Origin of the sequence: Qipengyuania proteolytica (genome assembly GCF_019711565.1) — a bacterium.
GTDB lineage: Bacteria > Pseudomonadota > Alphaproteobacteria > Sphingomonadales > Sphingomonadaceae > Qipengyuania > Qipengyuania proteolytica.
Genome location: NZ_JAIGNN010000002.1, coordinates 736,443 through 757,144, shown reverse-complemented (window position 1 = coordinate 757,144; position 20,702 = coordinate 736,443). Strand labels below are relative to the sequence as shown.

The 20,702-nt window shown below is 64.4% G+C and carries 18 protein-coding genes; 6 read left to right on the top strand and 12 right to left on the bottom strand.

The window, feature by feature from the left end; translation table 11 throughout:
- Positions 1 to 18: 18 nt before the first annotated feature.
- The gene (locus K3172_RS15700) at positions 19 to 762 is read right to left on the bottom strand and encodes a TonB-dependent receptor domain-containing protein (RefSeq protein WP_282098634.1); all 744 of its coding nucleotides are present in this window, start codon (positions 760 to 762) and stop codon (positions 19 to 21) included.
- A complete protein-coding gene (locus K3172_RS12625) occupies positions 723 to 3,107 on the bottom strand; it encodes a TonB-dependent receptor domain-containing protein (protein WP_221590552.1) in 2,385 nt (794 codons plus the stop codon). The genes K3172_RS15700 and K3172_RS12625 overlap by 40 nt, the downstream gene beginning before the upstream one ends.
- A gap of 359 nt (positions 3,108 to 3,466) precedes the next feature.
- Here K3172_RS12625 and K3172_RS12620 point away from each other — a divergent pair, with 359 nt between their 5' ends.
- Positions 3,467 to 3,943: a hypothetical protein gene (locus tag K3172_RS12620; RefSeq protein ID WP_221590550.1), complete on the top strand. Its 477-nt coding sequence runs from the start codon at positions 3,467 to 3,469 to the stop codon at positions 3,941 to 3,943.
- Between the two features lie 22 nt (positions 3,944 to 3,965).
- A complete protein-coding gene (locus K3172_RS12615; protein WP_221590548.1) occupies positions 3,966 to 4,988 on the top strand; it encodes a hypothetical protein in 1,023 nt (340 codons plus the stop codon).
- Positions 4,989 to 5,000: 12 nt separating this feature from the next.
- Here the strand turns inward: K3172_RS12615 and K3172_RS12610 are convergent, their stop codons facing one another.
- The 3 genes from K3172_RS12610 to K3172_RS12600 form a co-directional block, all read right to left on the bottom strand.
- Positions 5,001 to 5,291, bottom strand: a complete 291-nt coding sequence (locus K3172_RS12610) for a hypothetical protein (RefSeq protein ID WP_221590546.1) — start codon at positions 5,289 to 5,291, stop codon at positions 5,001 to 5,003.
- A 113-nt stretch (positions 5,292 to 5,404) separates the two neighbouring features.
- On the bottom strand, positions 5,405 to 5,686 hold the full coding sequence (locus K3172_RS12605) for a hypothetical protein (RefSeq protein ID WP_221590544.1): 282 nt from the start codon (positions 5,684 to 5,686) through the stop codon (positions 5,405 to 5,407).
- A 205-nt stretch (positions 5,687 to 5,891) separates the two neighbouring features.
- Positions 5,892 to 8,891 (bottom strand): TonB-dependent receptor plug domain-containing protein, encoded by a 3,000-nt coding sequence (locus K3172_RS12600; protein WP_345725656.1) that lies wholly within the window; start codon positions 8,889 to 8,891, stop codon positions 5,892 to 5,894.
- Between the two features lie 338 nt (positions 8,892 to 9,229).
- On the opposite strand from K3172_RS12600, the gene K3172_RS12595 reads away from it, so the two are divergent.
- Together K3172_RS12595 and K3172_RS12590 are read left to right on the top strand one after the other, a co-directional pair.
- Complete coding sequence (locus tag K3172_RS12595) at positions 9,230 to 10,402, top strand: acetyl-CoA C-acetyltransferase (RefSeq protein ID WP_221590542.1); 1,173 nt, start codon at positions 9,230 to 9,232, stop codon at positions 10,400 to 10,402.
- 29 nt (positions 10,403 to 10,431) lie between these two features.
- Positions 10,432 to 11,217, top strand: coding sequence for an SDR family NAD(P)-dependent oxidoreductase (locus K3172_RS12590; protein ID WP_221590541.1), 786 nt, complete (start codon positions 10,432 to 10,434; stop codon positions 11,215 to 11,217).
- A gap of 76 nt (positions 11,218 to 11,293) precedes the next feature.
- Here the strand turns inward: K3172_RS12590 and K3172_RS12585 are convergent, their stop codons facing one another.
- Complete coding sequence (locus tag K3172_RS12585; RefSeq protein WP_221590539.1) at positions 11,294 to 11,893, bottom strand: SDR family oxidoreductase; 600 nt, start codon at positions 11,891 to 11,893, stop codon at positions 11,294 to 11,296.
- Positions 11,894 to 11,921: 28 nt separating this feature from the next.
- The gene (locus K3172_RS12580; protein WP_221590537.1) at positions 11,922 to 13,301 is read right to left on the bottom strand and encodes an NAD-dependent succinate-semialdehyde dehydrogenase; all 1,380 of its coding nucleotides are present in this window, start codon (positions 13,299 to 13,301) and stop codon (positions 11,922 to 11,924) included.
- Between the two features lie 292 nt (positions 13,302 to 13,593).
- On the opposite strand from K3172_RS12580, the gene K3172_RS12575 reads away from it, so the two are divergent.
- A complete protein-coding gene (locus K3172_RS12575) occupies positions 13,594 to 14,463 on the top strand; it encodes a crotonase/enoyl-CoA hydratase family protein (RefSeq protein WP_221590535.1) in 870 nt (289 codons plus the stop codon).
- Positions 14,464 to 14,530: 67 nt separating this feature from the next.
- Positions 14,531 to 15,001: a MarR family winged helix-turn-helix transcriptional regulator gene (locus tag K3172_RS12570; protein WP_221590533.1), complete on the top strand. Its 471-nt coding sequence runs from the start codon at positions 14,531 to 14,533 to the stop codon at positions 14,999 to 15,001.
- A gap of 42 nt (positions 15,002 to 15,043) precedes the next feature.
- Here K3172_RS12570 and K3172_RS12565 read toward each other — a convergent pair whose 3' ends face one another.
- From K3172_RS12565 to K3172_RS12545, 5 genes are all read right to left on the bottom strand, one after another.
- On the bottom strand, positions 15,044 to 16,042 hold the full coding sequence (locus tag K3172_RS12565) for a type II secretion system F family protein (protein ID WP_221590532.1): 999 nt from the start codon (positions 16,040 to 16,042) through the stop codon (positions 15,044 to 15,046).
- Between the two features lie 19 nt (positions 16,043 to 16,061).
- Positions 16,062 to 17,033, bottom strand: a complete 972-nt coding sequence (locus K3172_RS12560; RefSeq protein WP_221590530.1) for a type II secretion system F family protein — start codon at positions 17,031 to 17,033, stop codon at positions 16,062 to 16,064.
- Between the two features lie 70 nt (positions 17,034 to 17,103).
- A complete protein-coding gene (locus K3172_RS12555) occupies positions 17,104 to 18,393 on the bottom strand; it encodes a pilus assembly protein CpaE (RefSeq protein ID WP_221590528.1) in 1,290 nt (429 codons plus the stop codon).
- 3 nt (positions 18,394 to 18,396) lie between these two features.
- Positions 18,397 to 19,047, bottom strand: a complete 651-nt coding sequence (locus tag K3172_RS12550; RefSeq protein ID WP_221590526.1) for a CpaD family pilus assembly protein — start codon at positions 19,045 to 19,047, stop codon at positions 18,397 to 18,399.
- A 14-nt stretch (positions 19,048 to 19,061) separates the two neighbouring features.
- Positions 19,062 to 20,678, bottom strand: a complete 1,617-nt coding sequence (locus tag K3172_RS12545; protein ID WP_221590525.1) for a type II and III secretion system protein family protein — start codon at positions 20,676 to 20,678, stop codon at positions 19,062 to 19,064.
- Positions 20,679 to 20,702 lie beyond the last annotated feature (24 nt).

Below are 20,702 nucleotides of genomic sequence, written 5' to 3'. Positions count from 1 at the left end.
CGGGCTGTCGAACTATTCCTAGCCCTGGCGGTCGAACAGGTTCGTCACCGCGAAGGTGAAGCGGAACATGTCGGCTACGTCGAAGAAGACCGAAGCATTGACCGTGACGAAATCGTCGTACTCGTCGATTTCGCGGAACTCGATGCCACGGTTGTCGCGATCGAACAGCTGCTCGCCAGTGTAGTTGATGAAGGTCGACGCGCCCCAGCTATCCGCATTGTAGCGAACGCGGAACTGACCGGAGAATTCCGGATCGCCGATCTCGCCATCGCTGCGGGTGGCCGCAACGCCCGTCTCGTTATCGAGACGCTGCTTCACGTAGAGCAGATCGCCACCGAGGCTGAAGGTGCCCGGAATACCGAGGAAGCCTTCAGGCAGGGTGTAGGACAGGGTGCTCTGGATGCCTTCGAACTTGATCTGCTGGCCGTTGATGAAGCCGGTCGCGACACCCGGGTTAGCCGGATCGTTGACGACGAAACCGCCGATATCGATGTTGGGCGCGTTCGGATCGCGCGGATCGGGCCCGAGCGTGCCCGCCGCAACGCGCTGGATCTGCGAGCAGAATTCGTTGCCGTTGGCGGGATCGGCGGTGTTGAAGTTGTCATTGTCGAAACAGGCGCTGACAATGTCTGCAACGCCGAGGTTGACGATCGGCTGGGCGATGTCGATATTGATGTATTCGACCGTGAGCGCGAAGCGCGGCAGGAACCGCGGACGCAGGATCACACCGAAGGTGTAGCTGTCGGCCTTTTCGTTTTCCAGCAGCAGGTTGCCGCCCGACGTGATCGGAACCGTGGCCGAGATGGCCGGGTCCAGATTGGCGTTCGGGAAGGCGGCGCAGTTTGCCTGACGTGCCGTGGGGTTCGGACCATGAAGGCGGCGCAGTTTCCCTGACGTGCCGTGGGGTTCGGACCATTGTTGATGTCCTGCGGACGGCACGGCGTCACCACGGTCGAGAACGCGTTGTTCGCCGGCTGGAACAGTTCGGTCACGGCCGGAGCACGGAACGAGCGGGTGTAGTTGCCGCGGAACTCGATATCCTCGACAATCGCGAGACGACCGCCGGCCGACCACGCGAAGAATCCGCCATTGACGGTGTTGTCGACATAGCGACCCTGGGCCGAGACTTCGGCACTGTGAATGAAGAAGTCGTTCGAGGGCGAGATCAGCGGGAAGAGCACTTCGCCGAAGACTTCGTCCACGTTGAACGAACCGCTCACCGGACCGATGGCGACCGAACGGCCGAGGCCTTCCTGCTGGAACTCGCTCGGGATGAACGCGGCCTTTTCCTTGCGGTGCTCGTAGCCGACGTTGAAGCCGACCGGACCCGCGCCCCACGGATCGAACAGCGTGCTGCCGATGTTGAAGTTGAACACGGTCTGGTCGAGCTTGGCGACGGCCCGGTCGTCCTGGATGACATAGGCCCGCGCCGCGTCGGACGCGCGCCCATCGCCGAGCAGGTTGAGCGGGACGCAGTTCGGATCCGCAATCGGGGTTCCGCCCGGTCCGGCGAAGAGCACGCCCAGTACGGTCGGAGCGGTCGAGCAGACCGGGTTGCCGTTGGCATCGGCCGCAACGTTCACCGCATTGATGAAGTTCTGGCGATTGATGTCCTGGCTGACGGTCACGATGTCCGCGCTGCCGCGGTTGAAGCTCGCTTCGAAGTTGAACACCCGGCCGAGAGCGTCGAATTCGCCCCGGAAGCCGGCGACGCCGCGCAGGATTTCGTTCTTGCCGAAGCCCGAGGTGTCGGCGAGGTCGAGATTCACGCGCGACAGCTGGAAGGCCGTCACACCGTTGTCGATCAGCGTCTGGCGTGCCTGGTCGGTCAGGAACGGGTTGTTGATGTCGAAGATGACAGCACCGCTCGAACCGCCGAACAGCGGGGTGTTGAAGCTGGGCTGCTGCACCAGTTCCTCGGCGCGCGAGTTGAAGTAGGTGCCTTCGGCGAAGAAGGTGACGTTGTCGAGGATGTCGACATTGGCGAAGGCGTTCACGACCGTCCGGCGCAGGTCGCTCTCGATCTGGCCGAAATCGGAGAACCGGAAGCCGTCACCGCCCAGGCCGCGAATGCCGAGGCCGGGGAAGCTTTCGCCGAATTCGAACGGGATGAGGTCGCCGTTCGGGGCGAAGGAGGCCGACAGGCTCAGCGGGCCGCCGAAGATGACGCCGCCGCGATCGAGGAAGGGAATGGTGATGCCGCGGTAACGGACCGAGGGCGGGATGCCATCGTCGTCGCCGGTGTCCGGACCGATGTTGGGATTGACGCGGAACGCGCTCGCGCCGCTGCCCAGTTCGGGAATGTTGGCCTGCGTTTCGATAGCATCGCGGAAGAAGTTGCGAGCGTTCTGGAGGACGCCTTCGACCTCGTCATGCGAAACCGCCACGGTGATGTTGGCGCGATCGTCTAGGAAGTTGAAGCCGGCTGCACCCGACACGTTCCAGCGGAAGTTGTCGCCGCGTTCGGTGATGCCGCTGGTGCCGCTGATGACGATGTCGTCGAAGCGGGTCTTCAGGATGACGTTGGTCGTGCCGGAAATCGCGTCCGAACCGTAAACCGGCGCGCCGCCGATGCCGATCGTGTCGATGCGGTCGATCAGGATGGTCGGAATGACGTTGAGGTCGACCTGCACGCCCTGGCTGGCGTTGTTGAACAGGCTGGGCACGTTCGACGAAACGAAGCGGCGGCCGTTGACCAGCGTCAGGTTGCGGTTCGACCCGAGGCCGAGGTTGTTCACGAAGTTCACGCCCTGGCCGAACGAGCCCTGCGCGCCCGACGGCGTCACGCTGCCGCGATAGGCGGGCAGTTCGTTCAGCGCGTCGGCAATATTGGTGATAATGCGGTCTTCGAGGTGGCTTTCGTCGACCACGAAGATCGGGTTGCGCGACTGCACTTCGGGCAGGCGGATGCGCGAGCCGGTCACGGTGATGACATTGGTCGCGGCCGAACCGTCGGCGTTGAGCGCGGTATCTTCGTCAATACCTTCGGCTTCTTTGTCGGTAATGACCGGTTCTGCCGGTCCGGCGACTTGTGCAAAGGCCTGTGTCGGAAGGGCGAGAAGGGCGGCGGCGCCAACCCCGGCAAACAGTGCGACCCTTCCACTCATGGTGGATATTGTCTTTTTCTTCTGGTCAGTCCCCTAGGCAGGTCCGCCCAGTCGGACCCGTGTTCTCCAACAACCAATGGGGCGGCGCAGACGCAAGGCAGGGAGGGCACAATTCGTCGCCGGAGGGGGATTCGGGCGATCGGGGTCACAAAAATTGCAACAGTTTTCGCCTGCCAATATATTGCTGGGGAAGGATAGTTTCGCCTGAATCGGCGTCAAAGCGACATTGCGGGTATATTTCACGCCACTTTTGCCAGGCGTGGACGAGCCTTTGGGAAGACGGTAGTAATGCGGTTGGAGCAACCCGACTGTTCTGGTATCGCGCGCAAGGTAACAGCCATCGGCTACGGGATCAGGATATGAAAAGTTTGGCGATTGCCCTTCTGGCTGGGGCTGCCGCTTGGAGCACGGCAGCCGCGACGCAGGAAAGTGCGAAGACCGACACGATGCTCGAGCAGTGTCGCGCGATCGGCAGCGATTCGAAGCGCCTCCAGTGCTACGATGCGGCGCTGGATGCGCTTTACGGTGTCGACGAGGAGCTGGAGGCCGCGCGGGCGCAATATCGCCGCGATCGCTTCGGCCTGCCGGTCGACGAGAGCGGGACCCAGCTGACCGAACTCGAAGCGGTCATCTCCGAGGTCGACGAGAATGTCCGCAACGGGGCGGTCACGATCGCGCTAGACAACGGACAGGTCTGGCAGATGACGTCAACCGGCGGCCTGCGCACGCGCATGAAGCCGGGCATGACGGTCAAGATCGCCGAGAGCGGCACCGGCGGGTACCGGCTGAGCGTGCCGGACAAAACCGGCTTCAAGGGCGTCGTGCGCGTCAAGTAACCGCTGGGTTGCGTCTAGGCAGATGGACGAGCGCGCGATCCTGACGGACCCTGCATGGTTGCCGCATCGCTATGACGAGGCGAGCGACAGCTTCCGCTTCGTGCATGTGCCGCGCGGCGCCCACCGCAGCGCGACCTTCCTGACCGACGACTATCTCACGGGCACCCACGATTTCGTCGCGATCCCGCGAGCGGCCATCGACAAGGGGAGCCTGTCGGCGTCGCCGCAGCATTTCGTGTTCCATTCGGCCTATTGTTGTTCGACCTTGGTCGCACGGATGTTCGATGCCGAAGGCCTGTCGATGGGCCTGAAGGAACCGCAAGTGCTCAACGACATCGTCGGCTGGCGCCGGCGCGGAGCCGCGCCGCAAGACCTCGCCGCCGTGCTCGACATGGCGCTGGCGCTCCTCGCGCGGCCTTTCGGCGACGGGGAGGTGACGGTGGTGAAGCCGTCCAACATCGTCAATTCGATCGCGCCCGCGATCCTCGGCCTGCGGCCCGATGCGCGGGCGATCCAGCTCTATGCCCCGATCGAGGATTTCCTCTCCTCCATCGCGGTAAAGGGCCTGTGGGGGCGGCAATGGGTGCGCCAGGCACTGGTCGGACAGGCGCGCGACGGCGTGCTGAGCCACCGGTTCAGCACCGAGGAACTGCTGGAGCTGACCGATCTCCAGGTGGCCGCGCTGGGCTGGCTGTCGAACCACGGCATCTTCGCGCGCATGCGGGAGAAATACGGCCCTGATCGCGTCGCCATCTGCGACAGCGTCAGCCTGCTGCGCCAGCCGTCCGACACTGTCCGGGGCTTCTACGACTATTTCGGGTGCCCGCTCGACGATGTCTCGGCCGAGGCTATCGCAGAGGGAGAGGCGTTCACTCGCAACTCCAAGGATCGCAAGGCCTACTCGCCCGAAGACCGACGCAAGCGCCTCGACGAGACATTGTCACAGAGCCGCGAGGAGATCGAAATGGTCAGCGATTGGGTCCGCCACCTTGCGGCTGGCATCGGCCTGGATACCGCACCGGAGCCGTCAGGCAAGCTCCTGTAAGCGGTCGAAGTCCTACTCCGGCGGAACGTCCCACATCCCGGTCCGACCGCTCTCGACCACGGTACGCGCAAAGGCATTTCCTTCACGAGCCACGCGCTCCCATTCGCCCATCGTCAAGCATACCTTGCGCTTCTTTGCGCGGGACCCGATCACGCTGAGGCGGCGGCAGATCAGCGGATCGTCGGCTTTTTCTTTCGACGGGCCTGCTTCCGCCTCAGGTGACTGAGCAGTCTCCTGCCCGAACGAAGCGCCCGGGGCGACGAGCAGTGCTGCGGCCAGTGACAAGGATATGGTGCGTTTCATCAATCCACCTTCCTTTCAAGGGGAGGGCATGAGCGCATGCATGCCGAAATCGGCTGGCCTGATGATAGTCCTCTTGAGCAGCACCCGCAAATTTGGCGCGCCGGGATTGCCTGTCAGTTGCCGACCATGCCCGCGCGGCCATCTTCCACCAGGCGGTTGGCCACGGCGCTGCCGTCGCGACCGACTTCTGCCCACTGCCGGTTGGTCAGGCAGACCTTGCGCTTCTTTGCACGTGACCCGATCACCGATTCCGTACGGCAGCGCACGTAATCGGGGTGGTTCTTGTCGGTGATCTTCTCGGGCTTGGCCGCTTCCTCGGCGGACGCATCCTGCGCGAGCGCCGGAGCGGTCGACAGGGCGAGGCCGAAGGCGGCGATGGACAGAAGTGCGCGCATGGATGAACCCCTCGAAATAGTACGTTCGACAACAGTTCGAGAAAAGTAACCCAGCTCAGGGCCGTTTGTCCATGGCGCCGGTCGAACAGCTGCAGTCTTCGGTCTGGATTGTCTTCGGCAGGCAGCCGGTCGCACATGGCTCGGGGGACAAACAAAAAGGGGCGGCACCGAAGTGCCGCCCCTCCTGTTCGGTATACGACGTGCTTTAGAAGCGGAGCTTCACGGCAGCAGCATAGCGGCGGCCCAGAGCGTCGTAGGTCGACGGGTAGATGTTACCCGAGTTGAACGCGGTCGAACCGAGGTCCGAACCGACCAGCTTCGGCTTGTTGTCGAGCAGGTTCTGGATGGTGAAGACGAACTCGAAGTTGTCCGTCGCCGCCCAGCGCAGGCTCAGGTCGAAGTAGTGTTCGGCCGGGATCGTGCGGTATTCCGGATTGACGACACAGAAACCCGGGTCTGCACCGGCGAAGTCCGGGCAGTCCTGATCGGCAACCGGGAGAAGATCCCCGTTGTCGTCACGGTTGGCTGCATCGGCTGCGTCGAATTCAGACTGGAGCTGACGCGGTTCGTACTGCACGCCGTCGAGGTAACGCCAGAGCAGCGAGACATCGACCTGGTCCCAGAACGAGAACGTCGCACGGGTGTTGAACACGAACTCCGGCTGGATCGAGCCGCAGTTGACCGAGTAGAAGCCAACGCAGTCACGGAAGCCGGCGCCCGGGCTGGATTCGAACTCGTTCTTGTTCGTCCAGGTGCCGTCGGTCGCGAAACGGAAGCCGATGTTGTCGGTCAGGTCCGTGCGATAGCGCAGGCTGACGTCGATACCGTCCGTCTTGATCGTGCCGAGGTTCGACAGGTTCAGCAGCAGACCGCGGGTTTCGTTCGGCGAACCGTCCAGGCCACCCGTGAACGGGTTACGCGAGATCAGTACGCAGTTCGGATTGTCCGGGCTCGGGCTGCTGTAGCAACCGTCGACGACGTCACCAACGGCGGGCGAGGTGATCGCGTCTTCGATCTTGATGTTGAAGTAGTCGACGGTCAGCGACAGGCCGTTGAACGGCTCGACGATCGCACCGACCGTCCAGGTGGTGGCCGTTTCGACGCCGAGGTCGGGGTTACCACCGCCCGTGACGTTGATCTGGCCGGCTGCCGGCTGCAGGATGTTCCCGATCAGGGCTGCAGCATCCGCCTGGGTGGCGCCGCCACGAACGATCTGGCTGATGCAGGTCGCGGTGAGGGCCGAGTTGCCCGGCTGTGCACCGACGCAGGGGTCGGCAGCCAGGTTCGAAAGGCCCGTGGTGACCGGCGTGAACAGTTCGCCGATGTTCGGGGCACGCGACGAACGCTGGTAGTTACCGCGAACGGTCAGCGCGTCGACCGGCGAGAAGGTACCGCCAGCCTTCCAGGTGAACTCGCCACCCGAAGTCGAGTAGTCCGAATAGCGGGCACCGAGTTCGACGGTCAGTTCACGGATGAACGAGTCTTCGACGACCGGGATCACGAGTTCGCCGAAGACGTCCTTGACGTCGTACGAACCGTTGATGTCCGGAGCGGCACCGCCGCCGCCGACGACTTCACCCGGGGTCTTCGAAGCGTCGTCCGACAGCTGCGAAGCCGAATACTTGCGGTATTCCACACCCGTTGCGAAGGCGATCGGGGTGTCGGTGAAACCGAAGCCGAGGTCACCGTCGAGAACGCCCTGGACCTGGGTCAGCGACGCACCGGTGATGACCAGCTGCTGCTGGCTGAACACGTAGTCGATCATCGGCTGCGTGATCGAGCCGAGCGGGCCGAACAGGTTGATCGGAACGCAATCCGCGTCGCCGCTGTCGCAGGCGTCGGGGCTGGACGAACGCAGCGAGTTCTGCAGGCGGCTCAGGCGAGCGAAGCCCGTCTGGCGCTGGATCTGCTCGCTTTCACCGTAGGTGCCCGAAACTTCCCAGTTGATGTTGTCGGTCAGGCTGCCGCGAAGGCCGCCAACGACGTTGAACAGCGTGGTGGTGAAGTTCGAGTCGCGCGTGCCGGCTTCGACCGAACGGCGACGGACGCCGATGCGGACTTCCTGGTACCCGGCATCGTCCGGACCCGTGGCGTTGGCTGCGGCCGAACAACCGGCTGCATCGAGACCCGCGCCCGCGCAGAGACGGTTGAGGATCGCGGTCGGGATGAACGGGTTCGACAGCGGAACGTTGTAGGTGTTGAAGAACGAACCACCCGGAGCGATGATCGTCGAAACGGTCTGCTTCGAGAACACGGCCTGGGTGAAGGCTTCGATGCTGTCGCTGATCTCGTAGTTCGCCGACGCGTACACGTTCCAGCGCTCGAACGGCGTCAGGAAGATGTTGTACGGGTTGAAGTTGAAGAACTCGTAGATGTTGCCCGGATCGATGTCCGAACCGTCGGGCAGGATCTGGCCGGTGGCACCGCCGCCGATGATCACGGCCGGAACCGCGTTCGACGAACCGCCGGGTTCACCGCTGTACGAGCTGATGTTGAAGACCGAGAAGTCACGGTCGCCCTGGTAGACGGCGTCCTGGTTCTGGTAGCCGATGCTCAGGACGGCGTTACCGCGGCCATCGTCGAAGTTGGCACCGATGGTGACGTCGGCACGGAAGACGTTGCCGTCACCCTGTTCGGTGATCTGTTCCGAAACGGTGGCTTCGACGCCTTCGAAGTCGCGCTTGGTGATGAAGTTGACAACACCGCCGATAGCGTCCGCACCGTAGGTGGTGGTGGCGCCGCCGGTCAGGACTTCCGTACGCTCGATGATGGCGAGCGGAATGTTGTTGAGGTCGACGCGGCCGGTGGTGTCGGCCGGGGTGAAGCGGCGACCGTCCAGCAGGACGAGGTTACGGTTGGAGCCGATGCCGCGCAGGTTGACGAAGCTGGCACCGCCGTTGCCGTTGTTGACGGCCGAACCGATGCTCGGAACCGCCGAGGGCAGTTCGCGCAGGAATTCTTCCGCAACGTTGGTCTGGGCGAGCTCGAGATCGTCGCTGCTGACGACGCTGACCGGGCTGGCCAGTTCGAGGTTGGGGTTGGAGATGCGCGAGCCGGTGACGACGATCGCCTGGCCTGCAGGTGCGGGCGAGTCGACGCTTTCCTGGTCCTCGGTCGCAACCTGAGCCATCGCCGGCTGCGCGATCAGCGCGAGGCCGAGAACGGCCGGGGCCGCGCTGGCTTTGAAATATGTCTGGAGTTTCACTCGATTAAGTCCTTCTTCCGTTATCCGCACCGAGTATCGATGCGGATGTAAGAACCCCCATGGATGAACCGCCCTTGCCCGGAATCCGGGCGTAAGGGCCCATCGGCGGAGCCTCGTATCTGCCTCGCGGGATAGTTACATTGCAAAGTAATTCTCGGATTCTGCGGGATTGGCCGGACGGGTGTTGCGTTAATCCCACACATGCGCGACCCTACGAAACGAAGCGATTGTGACTACGTATGCACACGACATGATCGTTGCTCGCAGGACAGGTGCTTGACCTTAACGTAAAGCGCCCATAGTCGAGTGGCGAAACGAAACCGAACGAGGATCCTCCCATGCCCGAAGCCTATATCGTCGAAGCCGTCCGCACCGCCGGCGGGCGCCGCGGGGGACGACTCGCCGGGGTCCACCCGGTCGATCTCGCGGCGAAGTCGCTCGACGCGGTCATGGAGCGCAGCGGGCTCGAGGCGAAAGCGATCGACGACGTCGTGATGGGCTGCGTGAGCCAGGGCGGCGAACAGGCGATGCAGGTTGGCCGCAACGCCGTGCTCGCCGCGAAACACCTGGGCGAGGGGGTGCCCGCGGTGACCATCGACCGCCAGTGCGGCTCCAGCCAGCAGGCGATCCAGTTCGCCGCGCAGGCGGTGATGAGCGGCACGCAGGACGTGGTCATCGCCAGCGGCGTGGAGAGCATGAGCCGCGTCCCCATGGGCTCGACCGCGATGTTCCACATGAAGGAAGGCCTCGGGAACTACAAATCGCCCGGTCTCGAGGAGAAATATCCCGGCATCCAGTGGAGCCAGTTCATGGGCGCGGAGATGATCGTCAAGAAGCACGGCTTCACCAAGGACGACCTCGACCGTTTCGCCCTGTCGAGCCACGAGAAGGCGATCGCCGCCACCAGGTCCGGCGCGTTCGATGCCGAGATCGTCCCGGTCGAGATCGAAACCCCCGAAGGCACCGAGATGCACACGGTGGACGAAGGCATCCGCTTCGACGCGACGCTCGAGAGCATCCAGTCGGTCAAGCTGCTCAATCCCGAGGGCAGCATTACTGCCGCCTCGAGCAGCCAGATCTGCGACGGATCGAGCGCGGTGCTGGTGGTGTCGGAAAAGGCGCTCAAGGAATACAGCCTCACCCCGCTGGCGCGCATCCACAACCTCACCGTCACCGCGGGCGACCCGGTCATCATGCTGGAAGAGCCGCTCTTCGCGACCGATCGCGCGCTGCAGCGTGCCGGCATGTCGATTTCCGACATCGACCTGTACGAGGTCAACGAGGCTTTCGCCCCGGTACCGCTCGCCTGGCTCAAGCACACCGGCGCGGACCCGGAAAAGCTCAACGTCAACGGCGGCGCGATCGCGCTCGGCCACCCGCTGGGTGCCAGCGGTACCAAGCTGATGGCGACGCTGGTCCATGCGCTCAAGGCGCGCGGGCTCAAATACGGCCTCCAGACGATGTGCGAAGGCGGCGGCGTCGCTAATGTCACTATCGTCGAGGCGCTCTAAAGCTACCCCCCAATTCGAGAGGACAATCCATGGAAGTTTCAGCCAATACTCCCGCCGTCGTCACCGGCGGCGCTTCGGGCCTCGGCGCGGCGACCGCTCGCGCGCTGGCCGCCAAGGGCGCCAAGGTCGCGATCTTCGACATGAACGAGGAGAAGGGCGAAGCCCTCGCCGCCGAACTCGGCGGGGTGTTCTGCAAGGTCAATGTGACCAGCGAGGAAGAGGTCGACGCGGGCTTCGCCAAGGCACGTGCAGCGCACGGGCAGGAGCGTATCCTCGTCAACTGCGCCGGTATCGGCAATGCGATCAAGACCGCCAGCCGCGACAAGCAGACGGGTGAGATCAAGCACTTCCCGCTGTCCGCGTTCGAGTTCGTGATCCAGGTCAACCTGATCGGCACCTTCCGCTGCATCGCCAAGTCGGCGGCCGGCATGATGACGCTCGACCCGATGAGCGAGGACGGCGATCGCGGCGCGATCGTCAACACCGCCTCGGTCGCGGCCGAGGACGGGCAGATGGGCCAGGCCGCCTATTCGGCGTCGAAGGGCGGCGTGGTCGGCATGACGCTGCCCATCGCGCGCGACTTGATGCGCGAAGGCATCCGCGTGAACACCATCCTGCCGGGCATCTTCAACACACCGCTGATGAACGCCGCCCCGCCGCAGGTGAAGGAAGCGCTGGCCGCTTCGGTCCCGTTCCCGGCGCGTCTCGGCAACCCGGAAGAATACGCCAAGCTCGCCATGTGCATGATCGAGACCGGCTATTTCAACGGCGAGGACGTCCGCCTCGACGGTGCGATCCGCATGGCGCCGCGCTAAACAGCCCGAAAGACGAACGAAAAGCGCCGCCCGCTCCAACCGGAACGGGCGGCGCTTTTCAATGGGCTATGCCCGTTCAGTAAGCCGTTTCCATCAGCCTGACGGCGCCGCTCCAATCGTCCTGTTCGGCCGCATCGGCCAGCAGCATGGCGACATCGCCACGCGCCGCCTTGCCATGCGGATCGACCTCGTCGCCAAGAATGACCGAGCCGGTCGGGCCGTCGTCGGTCAGCGACACGGGTCGCAGGATCGCATAGTCCAGGTTGCTCGCCTTGAGATGCTCGTCCGCATCGTGCTTGGCCTGCAGGTAATGGGCGAGGTCGCTGTCGGGATCGGGGTTCTCCGTGCCGACAGAGCTCAGCATGACGAACCGGCGGACGCCGCTCTTCTCGGCGATGTCGATCAGCCGGATCGCGCCGTCGCGGTCGACCTTGTCTGTCACTTCCGCGCTGGTCCCGCCGCCCGAACCCGCGGCGAAGATCACGACGTCGCAGCCGTCGGTGATGTCGTCGCTCAGGTCGGTGAGGTCGCCGAGGCGTTGTTCGGCTCCGCCGGGAAGCGCCTCGGTGTCGGAGGATTCGCGCACCAGCGCGACGGGTGTGTGGCCGCGTTCGCACAGTTCCCTGACGAGGCGCGTGCCAGTGTTGCCGGTGGCTCCGGCGACGAGGATTTTCATAGGATTGTCTCCGCTAGGATCGATGGGATCAGGGAAGGAAGATGGCCTTCGCGTTGACGAATTCCTTCATGCCGAAGCCGCCGTGTTCGCGGCCGTAACCGGAATCCTTCACGCCGCCGAAGGGCATGTTCGGGTCCGCGGCACCGAAGGAGTTGATGCGGACCATGCCGGTGTCGAAATGATCGCGGGCGAGGCGGATCGCTTTGTCCTCGTCCTTCGTGAAAATTCCACCGCCCAGGCCATAGCGGCTGTCGTTGGCGATCCGCATGGCGTCCTCGTCGTCCTTGGCGCGGATGATCGAAGCGACGGGGCCGAACAGCTCGTCGTCATAGGCGGGCGTGCCGGGCTTGCAGTCGGCCAGCACCGTAGCGGGAAAATACCAGCCATCGGGATCGTCCTCCGGATCGCCGCCGCACAGCAAGGTGCAACCGCCGTCGACGCTCTTCTGCACCTGCTCGACCAGCGTATCGAACTGCTCCTTGCTCGAGACCGGGCCGAGCTGCGTGTCTTCGTCGAGGGGGTCGCCCATCTTCGCCGCCTTCATGCGCGCGACAAAAGCCTCGACGAATTCGTCATAGACCGCATCGGTCACGACAAAGCGCTTGGCGGAGACGCAGGTCTCGCCATTGTTGTAGAGGCGCCCGGTAACGCAGGTCTTCACCGCGAGGTCGATGTCGGCGTCTTCGAGCACGAGGTAGGCGTCGTTCGACCCCAGCTCGAGCACGGTCTTCTTCAGCGCCTCGGCAGCGGTCTTGCCGATGTGGCTGCCGGCCCCGTCGCTGCCGGTCATGGTGACGGCACGGACCTTGTCGTGCCGGATGATCGCATCCGAAATATCGTGATCGACCAGCACCACGTCGAACAGCCCTTCGGGCAGGCCGGCTTCGAGGCACAGGTCGCGCAGCAGCAGGCCGCTGCCGGTGCAGATCGAGGCATGCTTGAGGATGCAGGCATTGCCCGCCATCGCATTCGCCGCGAGCACGCGCACCGGCTGGTAGAGCGGGAAGTTCCACGGCTGCACCGAATAGATCACGCCGATCGGCGAATAGGTCACGATCCCGCGCTTCTTGCCGCCGGAATGCTTGCGCTCCTCGTCGGCGAGCTGCTTGGGCCCTTCGTCGGCGCTGTATTCGAAGATGCGGGCGCAGATTTCGACCTCGGTCTTGCCGTCCTTCATCAGCTTGCCCATTTCGCGGGTCATCATTTCGCTGATGCGGTCCGAATTGTCGCGCAGGGTCGCGGCGATCTTGCGCAGCACCTCGCCGCGCTCTTCATGGCTGCGGGTCCGCCATTCGAGGAATGCCTCGTGCGCGGCGTCGATCTTGCCGAAGGCCTCGTCCTGCGACATCAGCTCGTAGGTCTCGAGGTCTTCGCGCGTTGCGGGGTTGTTGGTGGTGATGGTTGCCATGGATTGCCTCTTGCGGGATTTCGTTGGGGGTTTGCCGATCCAACGGGTGCAGCAAGGCCTGCGTTCCGAAGAGTATTTCGCGGAGGGGCCGGAACCTTTTCGCAAGGGGCGAACTGCTTTCCTACCCGGCAATCGCTGCCTAGGGTGACGGGCATGGCCCTCGATCCCGCGCTCTGCACACTGCACACGCCTCCGCCGGAGCGGCGGACCATCGGGTATGCCGCTTTTTCCTTGCATGGACCGTGTAACATGCGGTCCATGTCGGGGTACTAAGAGGAGAGAAAGCCAACATATGTCCTACACGCAGATCAAGCTCGATATCGCCGACGGCATCGCCACCGTGACCCTGCACCGGCCGGAGAAGATGAACGCCTTCACGCGGGTGATGATGGACGAGTTCATCGACGCGCTCGACGTGACCGATGCGGACGACAGTGTGCGCGCGGTGATCGTGACGGGACATGGCGACCGCGCCTTCTGCGCCGGAGCCGACCTGACGCCGGAGGGCGGGGGGCATGTGTTCTCGGATCCCAATCCGGTCGACGACCTGTCTGACGAGCGTGTGCGCGACGGCGGCGGGCGGCTGACCTTGCGTCTGTTCAACTCCAAGAAGCCGCTGATCGGGGCTTGCAACGGCGTTGCGGTGGGCGTTGGCGCGACCATGCAGTTGCCCTTCGACATGCGCCTCGCCAGCGACAATGCGCGCTTCGGCTTCGTTTTCGCGCGGCGCGGGATCACGCCGGAAGCCGCGTCGAGCTGGTTCCTGCCCAAGCTCGTCGGCATGCAGACCGCGCTCGAATGGTGCATGACGGGGCGGGTGTTCGACGCGCAGGAAGCGCTCGACCGGGGCCTCGTGCGCTCGGTCCATCCGCAAGGCGAACTCATGGATGCGGCGGTGGCCATTGCGCGCGAGATTGCCGACAACACCTCCGCCGTGTCGGTGGCGATGACCCGCGCGATGCTCTGGCGGATCGGGGCGGGCGGGCACCCGATGGACGCCCACCGGATCGACAGCCGCGCGATCTACCGCCTCAGCCGCAGCAACGACGCCAAGGAAGGTATTGCCAGCTTCCTCGAGAAACGACCGCCGGCCTATCCGGATACTGTGGGCGCCAACATGCCCGACTTCTACCCCTGGTGGGACGAACCCGCCTACGAGTAGTTGCGGATGTGACGGTTACACTCGCAACGGTCTTGCCAAGACCGGCGCGGCTCTTAAGGATTGCGCCATGTCCAGACGCCAACCTGCCCAGCGCCTCGCCGACTTCCTGCCCTACCAGCTCTCGATAGCGTCCAACGCGGTCTCGACCCGGATTGCCGAGCAGTATCGCAGGCGCTTCGCGCTCAAGACGACCGAATGGCGGATCATGGCGGTGCTGGGCGACAGCGGTGCGCTGACCCAGCGCGACCTGTCGCAGATGACGCTGATGGACAAGGTGCCGGTGAACCGCGCCTGCAAGAAGCTGGAAGACCGGGGGCTGGTGCACCGCTCGCCCAATGCGAAGGACGGGCGCTCGCACCTGCTCGAGCTGACGGCTGAGGGCAGGGCGGTGCACGCGGGCATCATGCCGCTGGCGCTCAAGATCGAAGAAGAGCTGTTCGACGTGCTGAGCGAGGCGGAGCGCACCGCGCTGCGCGACATGCTCCACCGGGTGCGCGAAAGCGCGGGCGACTTCGACGCGGAAAGCTTGGCCGACTAAGCCGGCCAGGCTCCCTGCGTCCCACCCCCGGTTCGGGTGCGGCTAGCCGATGCCGCCGGCGAACGCGTCGGCGATCGAACAGGCCGCCGGGCCGAGAATGACGATGAACAGCACCGGCAGGATGAACATGATCAGCGGCACGGTCATGATCGCCGGCAGGCGCGCGGCCTTCTCTTCGGCGCGCATCATGCGCTCGTTGCGGAATTCGGCCGAGAGCACGCGCAGCGCCGAGGCGAGCGGGGTACCGTACTTCTCGGTCTGCACCATGGTCGTGACCACGCCCTTCACCGCTTCCAGGTTCACACGGTAAGCCAGGTTGTTGAAGGCGTGGCGGCGTTCGTTGAGGAACGACAGCTCGATCGCGGTCAGGGCGAATTCGTCGCCCAGTTCCGGATAGGCGCGGCCCAGTTCCTTGGCGACGCGGTTGAAGGCGGCGTCGACTGTGAGACCGGCTTCGGCGCAGATGACCAGCAGGTCGAGCGCGTCGGGCAGGCCCTTGCGGATCGCGTCGGAGCGCTTGTTGGCAATGTTCGTCAGATAGAGCTCGGGGCCCTTGTAGCCCGCGAACACCGCCGCGCCGAGCGCCGCGACCTTCTTGAATTCCCAGTCCGGATAGATCTGGACGACATACAGCATGATGAAGGCGAAGCCGCCGAGCACGATCGGGAGGACCATGCGCAGGGCGATGATGAACACCGCCATTTCCTTGTTGCGGAAACCGGCATGCGCCAGCTTCTGCTGCACGGCCTCGATCTGGCTCTGCTGCAACACCTTCATGTTGCCCAGAGTGTCTTTCAGCTTCTCGGTCGTGTCGGTCTTGCGAACGAGGCTCTGGCGCTTCTTAGTGTTCGACGTGACGAGGCCGCTCTTGAGCTGTTCGCGACGGCCTTCGAGCGCCTTGACGCGCTTGGACATCGGGTCCTTGATCGTGATGGCGGCGTAGATTGCGAACAACACGGCGAGGGCGGCGATCCCGGCAAGGATCGAGCCGACGAGAATGACGTCGAAGCCGAGAAGCTTGGGGCCGGTGGAGGGATCCATGGGTCTGTCTCTTCCCTGCTCAGATTTCGAAATTGACCATCTTGGCCATGATGAAGCCGCCGATGCTCATCCACACCAGGCCGCCAAGGCCCGTGACGATCAGCCGGTCGTCCTCGAAGAAGCCGCCGATGTAGGTGGGGTTGATCCACCAGATCAGCGTGAAGACGATGAAGGGCAGCGCGCCGACGATGTAGGCCGAAGCTTTCGACTCCGAGCTCATCGCCTTGATCTTGAGCTTCATCTGCGCGCGCTTGCGCAGCACGTCGGCGAGGTTGGAGAGCGTCTCGGCGAGGTTACCGCCGGTTTCGCGCTGGATCGCAAGCGTGATGCAGAAGAAGTTGAATTCGGGGATGCCCAAGCGGTCGGCGGTGTCCTGGAGCGAATCCTCCATGGTCTTGCCGATCTTGATGCGCTCGACGATGCCCTTGAACTCGACCCCGACGGGGCCATCGATTTCCGCCGACACGACGGCCAGCGTCTCGGTCACGGGAAGGCCCGAGCGCAGGCCGCGAACGAGCAGTTCGATCGCGTCCGGAAACTTGGCGTTGAATTTGGCGGTCCGCTTCTTGATCTGGCGACCGACGATAAAATGCGGCAGGCCGGCCCCGAAGAGTACGCCGACCCCGAAGGACAGCGGCAGCGAACCGCTCCGCAGGAACAGCAGGAGGGCGACCGCGAGGCCGATACCGATCGAGGTGTAGGTGTACTGGGTGAGCGTCCAGTTCTTGCCGGTGCGGTCGAGCCGGACGGCGAGCGCTTCGACGCGCGAGCCCGACCCGGCGACCACGTGGCGCTTCGGCTTGCGCGAGGCGATCGCCTTCTTGAGCTGCGATTCCACCTTGGCATCGGTGCTTTCCGAGTGCCGGTACCGCAACTGCTCCAGGCGCCGCTGGCTGGCCTTGCCCGCATCGGGCCCGGCGACCAGCGTATAGCCGATGGCGAGCAGGGCGAGGATGCCCATCGCAAGCAATACGACTTGAATGATATCCATCCGCTGACTCCGTCCCTCTCAAACTTGTCCCGACCGGACCGCGCGACGTCGCGCGCGGTCCGCGCAGGGCTTATTCCGCCATCGCTTCGACGGCGGCGTCTTTCTTCTTCGGCAGCAGGCCCTTCAGGTCGAGGCCGCCGAGCAGCGATTTCTTGCCGCCGGCCGGGGCCGTATCTTCCTCGCCGTCATGGCCGATGCCGATGATGCGCGAGGCGACCTGCTTCATCGCAGCCGCCGCCTTGGAAGAGGCGTTGGCGTCGACGAAGGTCTTGCCCAGCTTGGCCGCAGTGGCCGCCGCCTTCTGGTCGAAGGGGATTTGGACATCGATCGAGCGTTCGATCGAGGCTTCGAAGTCGGCCTTGCTGATCTCGGCCGCGCCCGGCTGCACCTTGTTGGCCACGATCAGCGGCGTCGCGTGCGGCGCGTTGGTCTTCAGCCAGGAGAGGATGCGGATCGAATCCCGGGCGGAGGCCAGCGACATTTCGGTCGCGAGCACCACCACGTTCACCTCGTTGAGCAGGTGCGGGAAGTTGATCATCATGTTGCGCGGCATGTCGACGACCGTCATCTCGAACGCGTGACGGAACTCGTCCTGCAACTGCATGAAGGCCGAACCGTCGGTCATCAGCGGCTGGTTGATCGGCGCCTCGGCTGACAGGATCGCGAGATTGTCGTTCGCACGGATCATGGCGCGTTCGATGAACAGGCCGTCGATGCGGCTCGGATTATCGATCGCGTCGGTCAGGCCGCGGCCGGGTTCGAGATCGAGCGCGAGCGCACCGGTCCCGAAATGCACGTCGAGATCGAGCAGCGCGGTCGACATGTTGCGATCGGTCGCGAACGTCCATGCGAGCGAAGTGGCGAGCGTCGACGCACCGACGCCGCCGCGGGTGCCGATGACGGCGGTCGAGACGTGGCGCTTGGCCATTTCCTCGTCGCTCAGGCGCGGAGCGGCGAAGACCGCCTGCGCCTGATTGAGCGAATCGCGCAGCACGCTCGCGGTGAGCGGTTTGAGCAGATAGTCGTGGATGCCGCTCGCGAGGAGGTCGCGATAGAGGCGCACGTCGTTGACCTGGCCGATCGCGATGACGACCGTGCCGGGCTCGCAAACCTCTGCCAAGGCGTTGATGTCGCTCAGCGGGTCGCCACTTTCCGACAGGTCGACCATCAGGATGTTCGGGCTCGCCGAGACCGAAAGCGCCTGGATGGCGTTACGCAAGCCGCCCTTGTTGCACTTTTCGGGCTGCCAGCCGAGTTCGATGACCACCGGCCGGAGGACGTCGAGCGCGGCCTCGTCGCACAGGAATGCCGCGAAGGCGTCCCTGTTGCCGGGCATGGCGGATTTGAGTGAAGCGCTCATGGCTCAATTGCCTCCTTCGGTGCTGCTGACTTCGCGCAGGCCGCCGGCACCAGTCGGTTCCTGGTCGCGATAGCTGTCGATGGCCTTGTTCGAACTGAGGATCACGGTCTCGCCGGTACCCTGCTGGCCGCTCACGAGGTCCTCGGGATTGGCGACCATCGCCGCCATGTTCGAGTTCACCGCGCAACCGTAGTTGGGGTAGGTGGCATTTCCGTAGTTGATGTCGCTCTTGGCCGACCAATCGGGGCAGCCCGGCACACTCGCGACGGTGCGCGAGATGACCACGCGGGCCTGGCCCGGTGTGACATAGCCTTCGGTCGGCGGCGCGCCGTTGGCGAGCAGCAGGCCGTAGCGGCCGGCAAGCTTGGCGACGGCGTCGCGTACCCCGGCGCTGGCGGTGGCATCGTCGACCGAGACACGGTCGCCATAGCGCAGTTCCATCGACTCGAACCAGCCGAGCAGGCGCTGCTGTTCGCTAACCGGAAGGCTGTCGCCGCTGGTGTTCACGTCGAGCGTGTAGTGGGTCCGCTCGACGACCGGCTGCTTGGTCGAATAGAGCGAGGGGTTGTCGGCCATCCCGCCGCAGGCACCGAGCGCCAGCGAGAGCGAAAGGGCCAGGGCGGCGGCCGACTTGCGGGTAAGTTCGTTACGCATCGCTATGTTCCTTTTCACTCGAAGCTGAAGCCGGGCTTGGCATCGACGTCGGCTTCTGCGCGGCGCGGATTGGCGGGGCCGCGGCTGGCGGTCGCTTCGCCACCGGCCGGTGCGGCCTGCGAGATGCCGGGCGTGGCCGGCTGGGTGCTGTCCTGCATGGTCGGGACCGGACGACGCTCGCCGCTCTGGCCGTTGTTCTCCATGTAGCCAACGATGCTCTGGATTTCGTTCGGAGCCCGGAAGCCATCGGTCGGTAGGACGATGTCGCTCGCGTTCACCGGCTTCACCAGATACGGCGTCACGATGATCACGAGTTCGGTCTCACCCTTCTGGTAGCTCTTCGAGCGGAAGAGGTTGCCGAGGATGGGAACGTCACCCAGACCGGGGGTCTTCTCGAGCGAGTTCTGCGAGCTGTTCTGCATCAGGCCGGCGATCATGAAGCTCTGGCCGGAGCCGAGTTCCACGGTCGTTTCGGCGCGGCGCGTGGTGAGGGCCGGGACCGAGAAACCGTTGAGCGTCACGGCGCCGCGGCTCGTCAGTTCGGAAACTTCCGGGCGGACGCGGATCGAAATCCGGCCGTTGGACAGCACGGTCGGCGTGTAGGTCAGGCTGACGCCGTAGTTCTTGTACTCGACCGAGGTCGTGCCGAGGCCCTGGCTCTGCGGGATCGGGAATTCGCCACCGGCGAGAAACTCGGCGGTTTCGCCCGAAAGCGCGGTCAGGTTCGGTTCCGAGATCGTCGTGACGAGGCCGATCCGTTCGCCGAGATCGAGCGTCGCCAGGAGGTCCAGGCCGAGCAGGCGTCCACCTGCGTTGAGCAATGTGTTGTTCGTCGGCGCGGCCGGTTCGAACCGGGTTTCGGTCGTCACGAAGCGCTGGTTGATGATGTCGTACGGACGCAGCTGGCTCGTACAGGAAATGCGGAACACGTCGCACGGATCGAGCGGGACGATCGCGCTGGACGGATCGTCGCCGACGATATTCCCGGGATTGCCGCGGAATGCGCCCATCACGAAGCCGTTCGAAGAGTCGCGGGTCGTCAGGTTGGCGCTGATGTCGCGCACCAGCGTACGGCTGACCTCGGCGAAGCGGACCTGCAGATTGACCTGCAACGGCGTAGCCATGCGCAGGCGGCTGATCACGTTGGTGCCTTCGCCGACGAAGGCCTCGACGAGGCGCTGCGCTTCCGAAGCATCCTCCGGCGAGCCGACAGTGCCAGTGAGCAACACGGTATTGGTGCCCATGGTGGCCACGTTTACCTTCGCTTCCGGCATCGCCAGCGTCAGCATCTGGTCGATACTGCCGATGTTCGATCCGACCCGGATGTTGGCCGACCAGACGATGTCGCCTGCGGAGTTGCTGGCATAGACCGTGGTCTCGCCGCCCGACTTGCCGAAGACATACAGCTGGCGGGTCGACTTGACCTGGACGTCGGCGATCTTTTCGTCGGCGACGAAGACGTTCGCCATGGCGCCCGGGACGGTGACGAGTTCACCGCGACCGATCGAGAGGACGATTTCCGAACTCGGACGGGCAACCGACTGGGCGGTGGCGACGTTGGCCGGGATGCTGGCCAGTGGCGCGAGCGCCAGGCTGGCGAGCAGCATCTTGGTGGAAAGACGACGTTTCATGGAATTGCCCCCTGAATGGCTTCC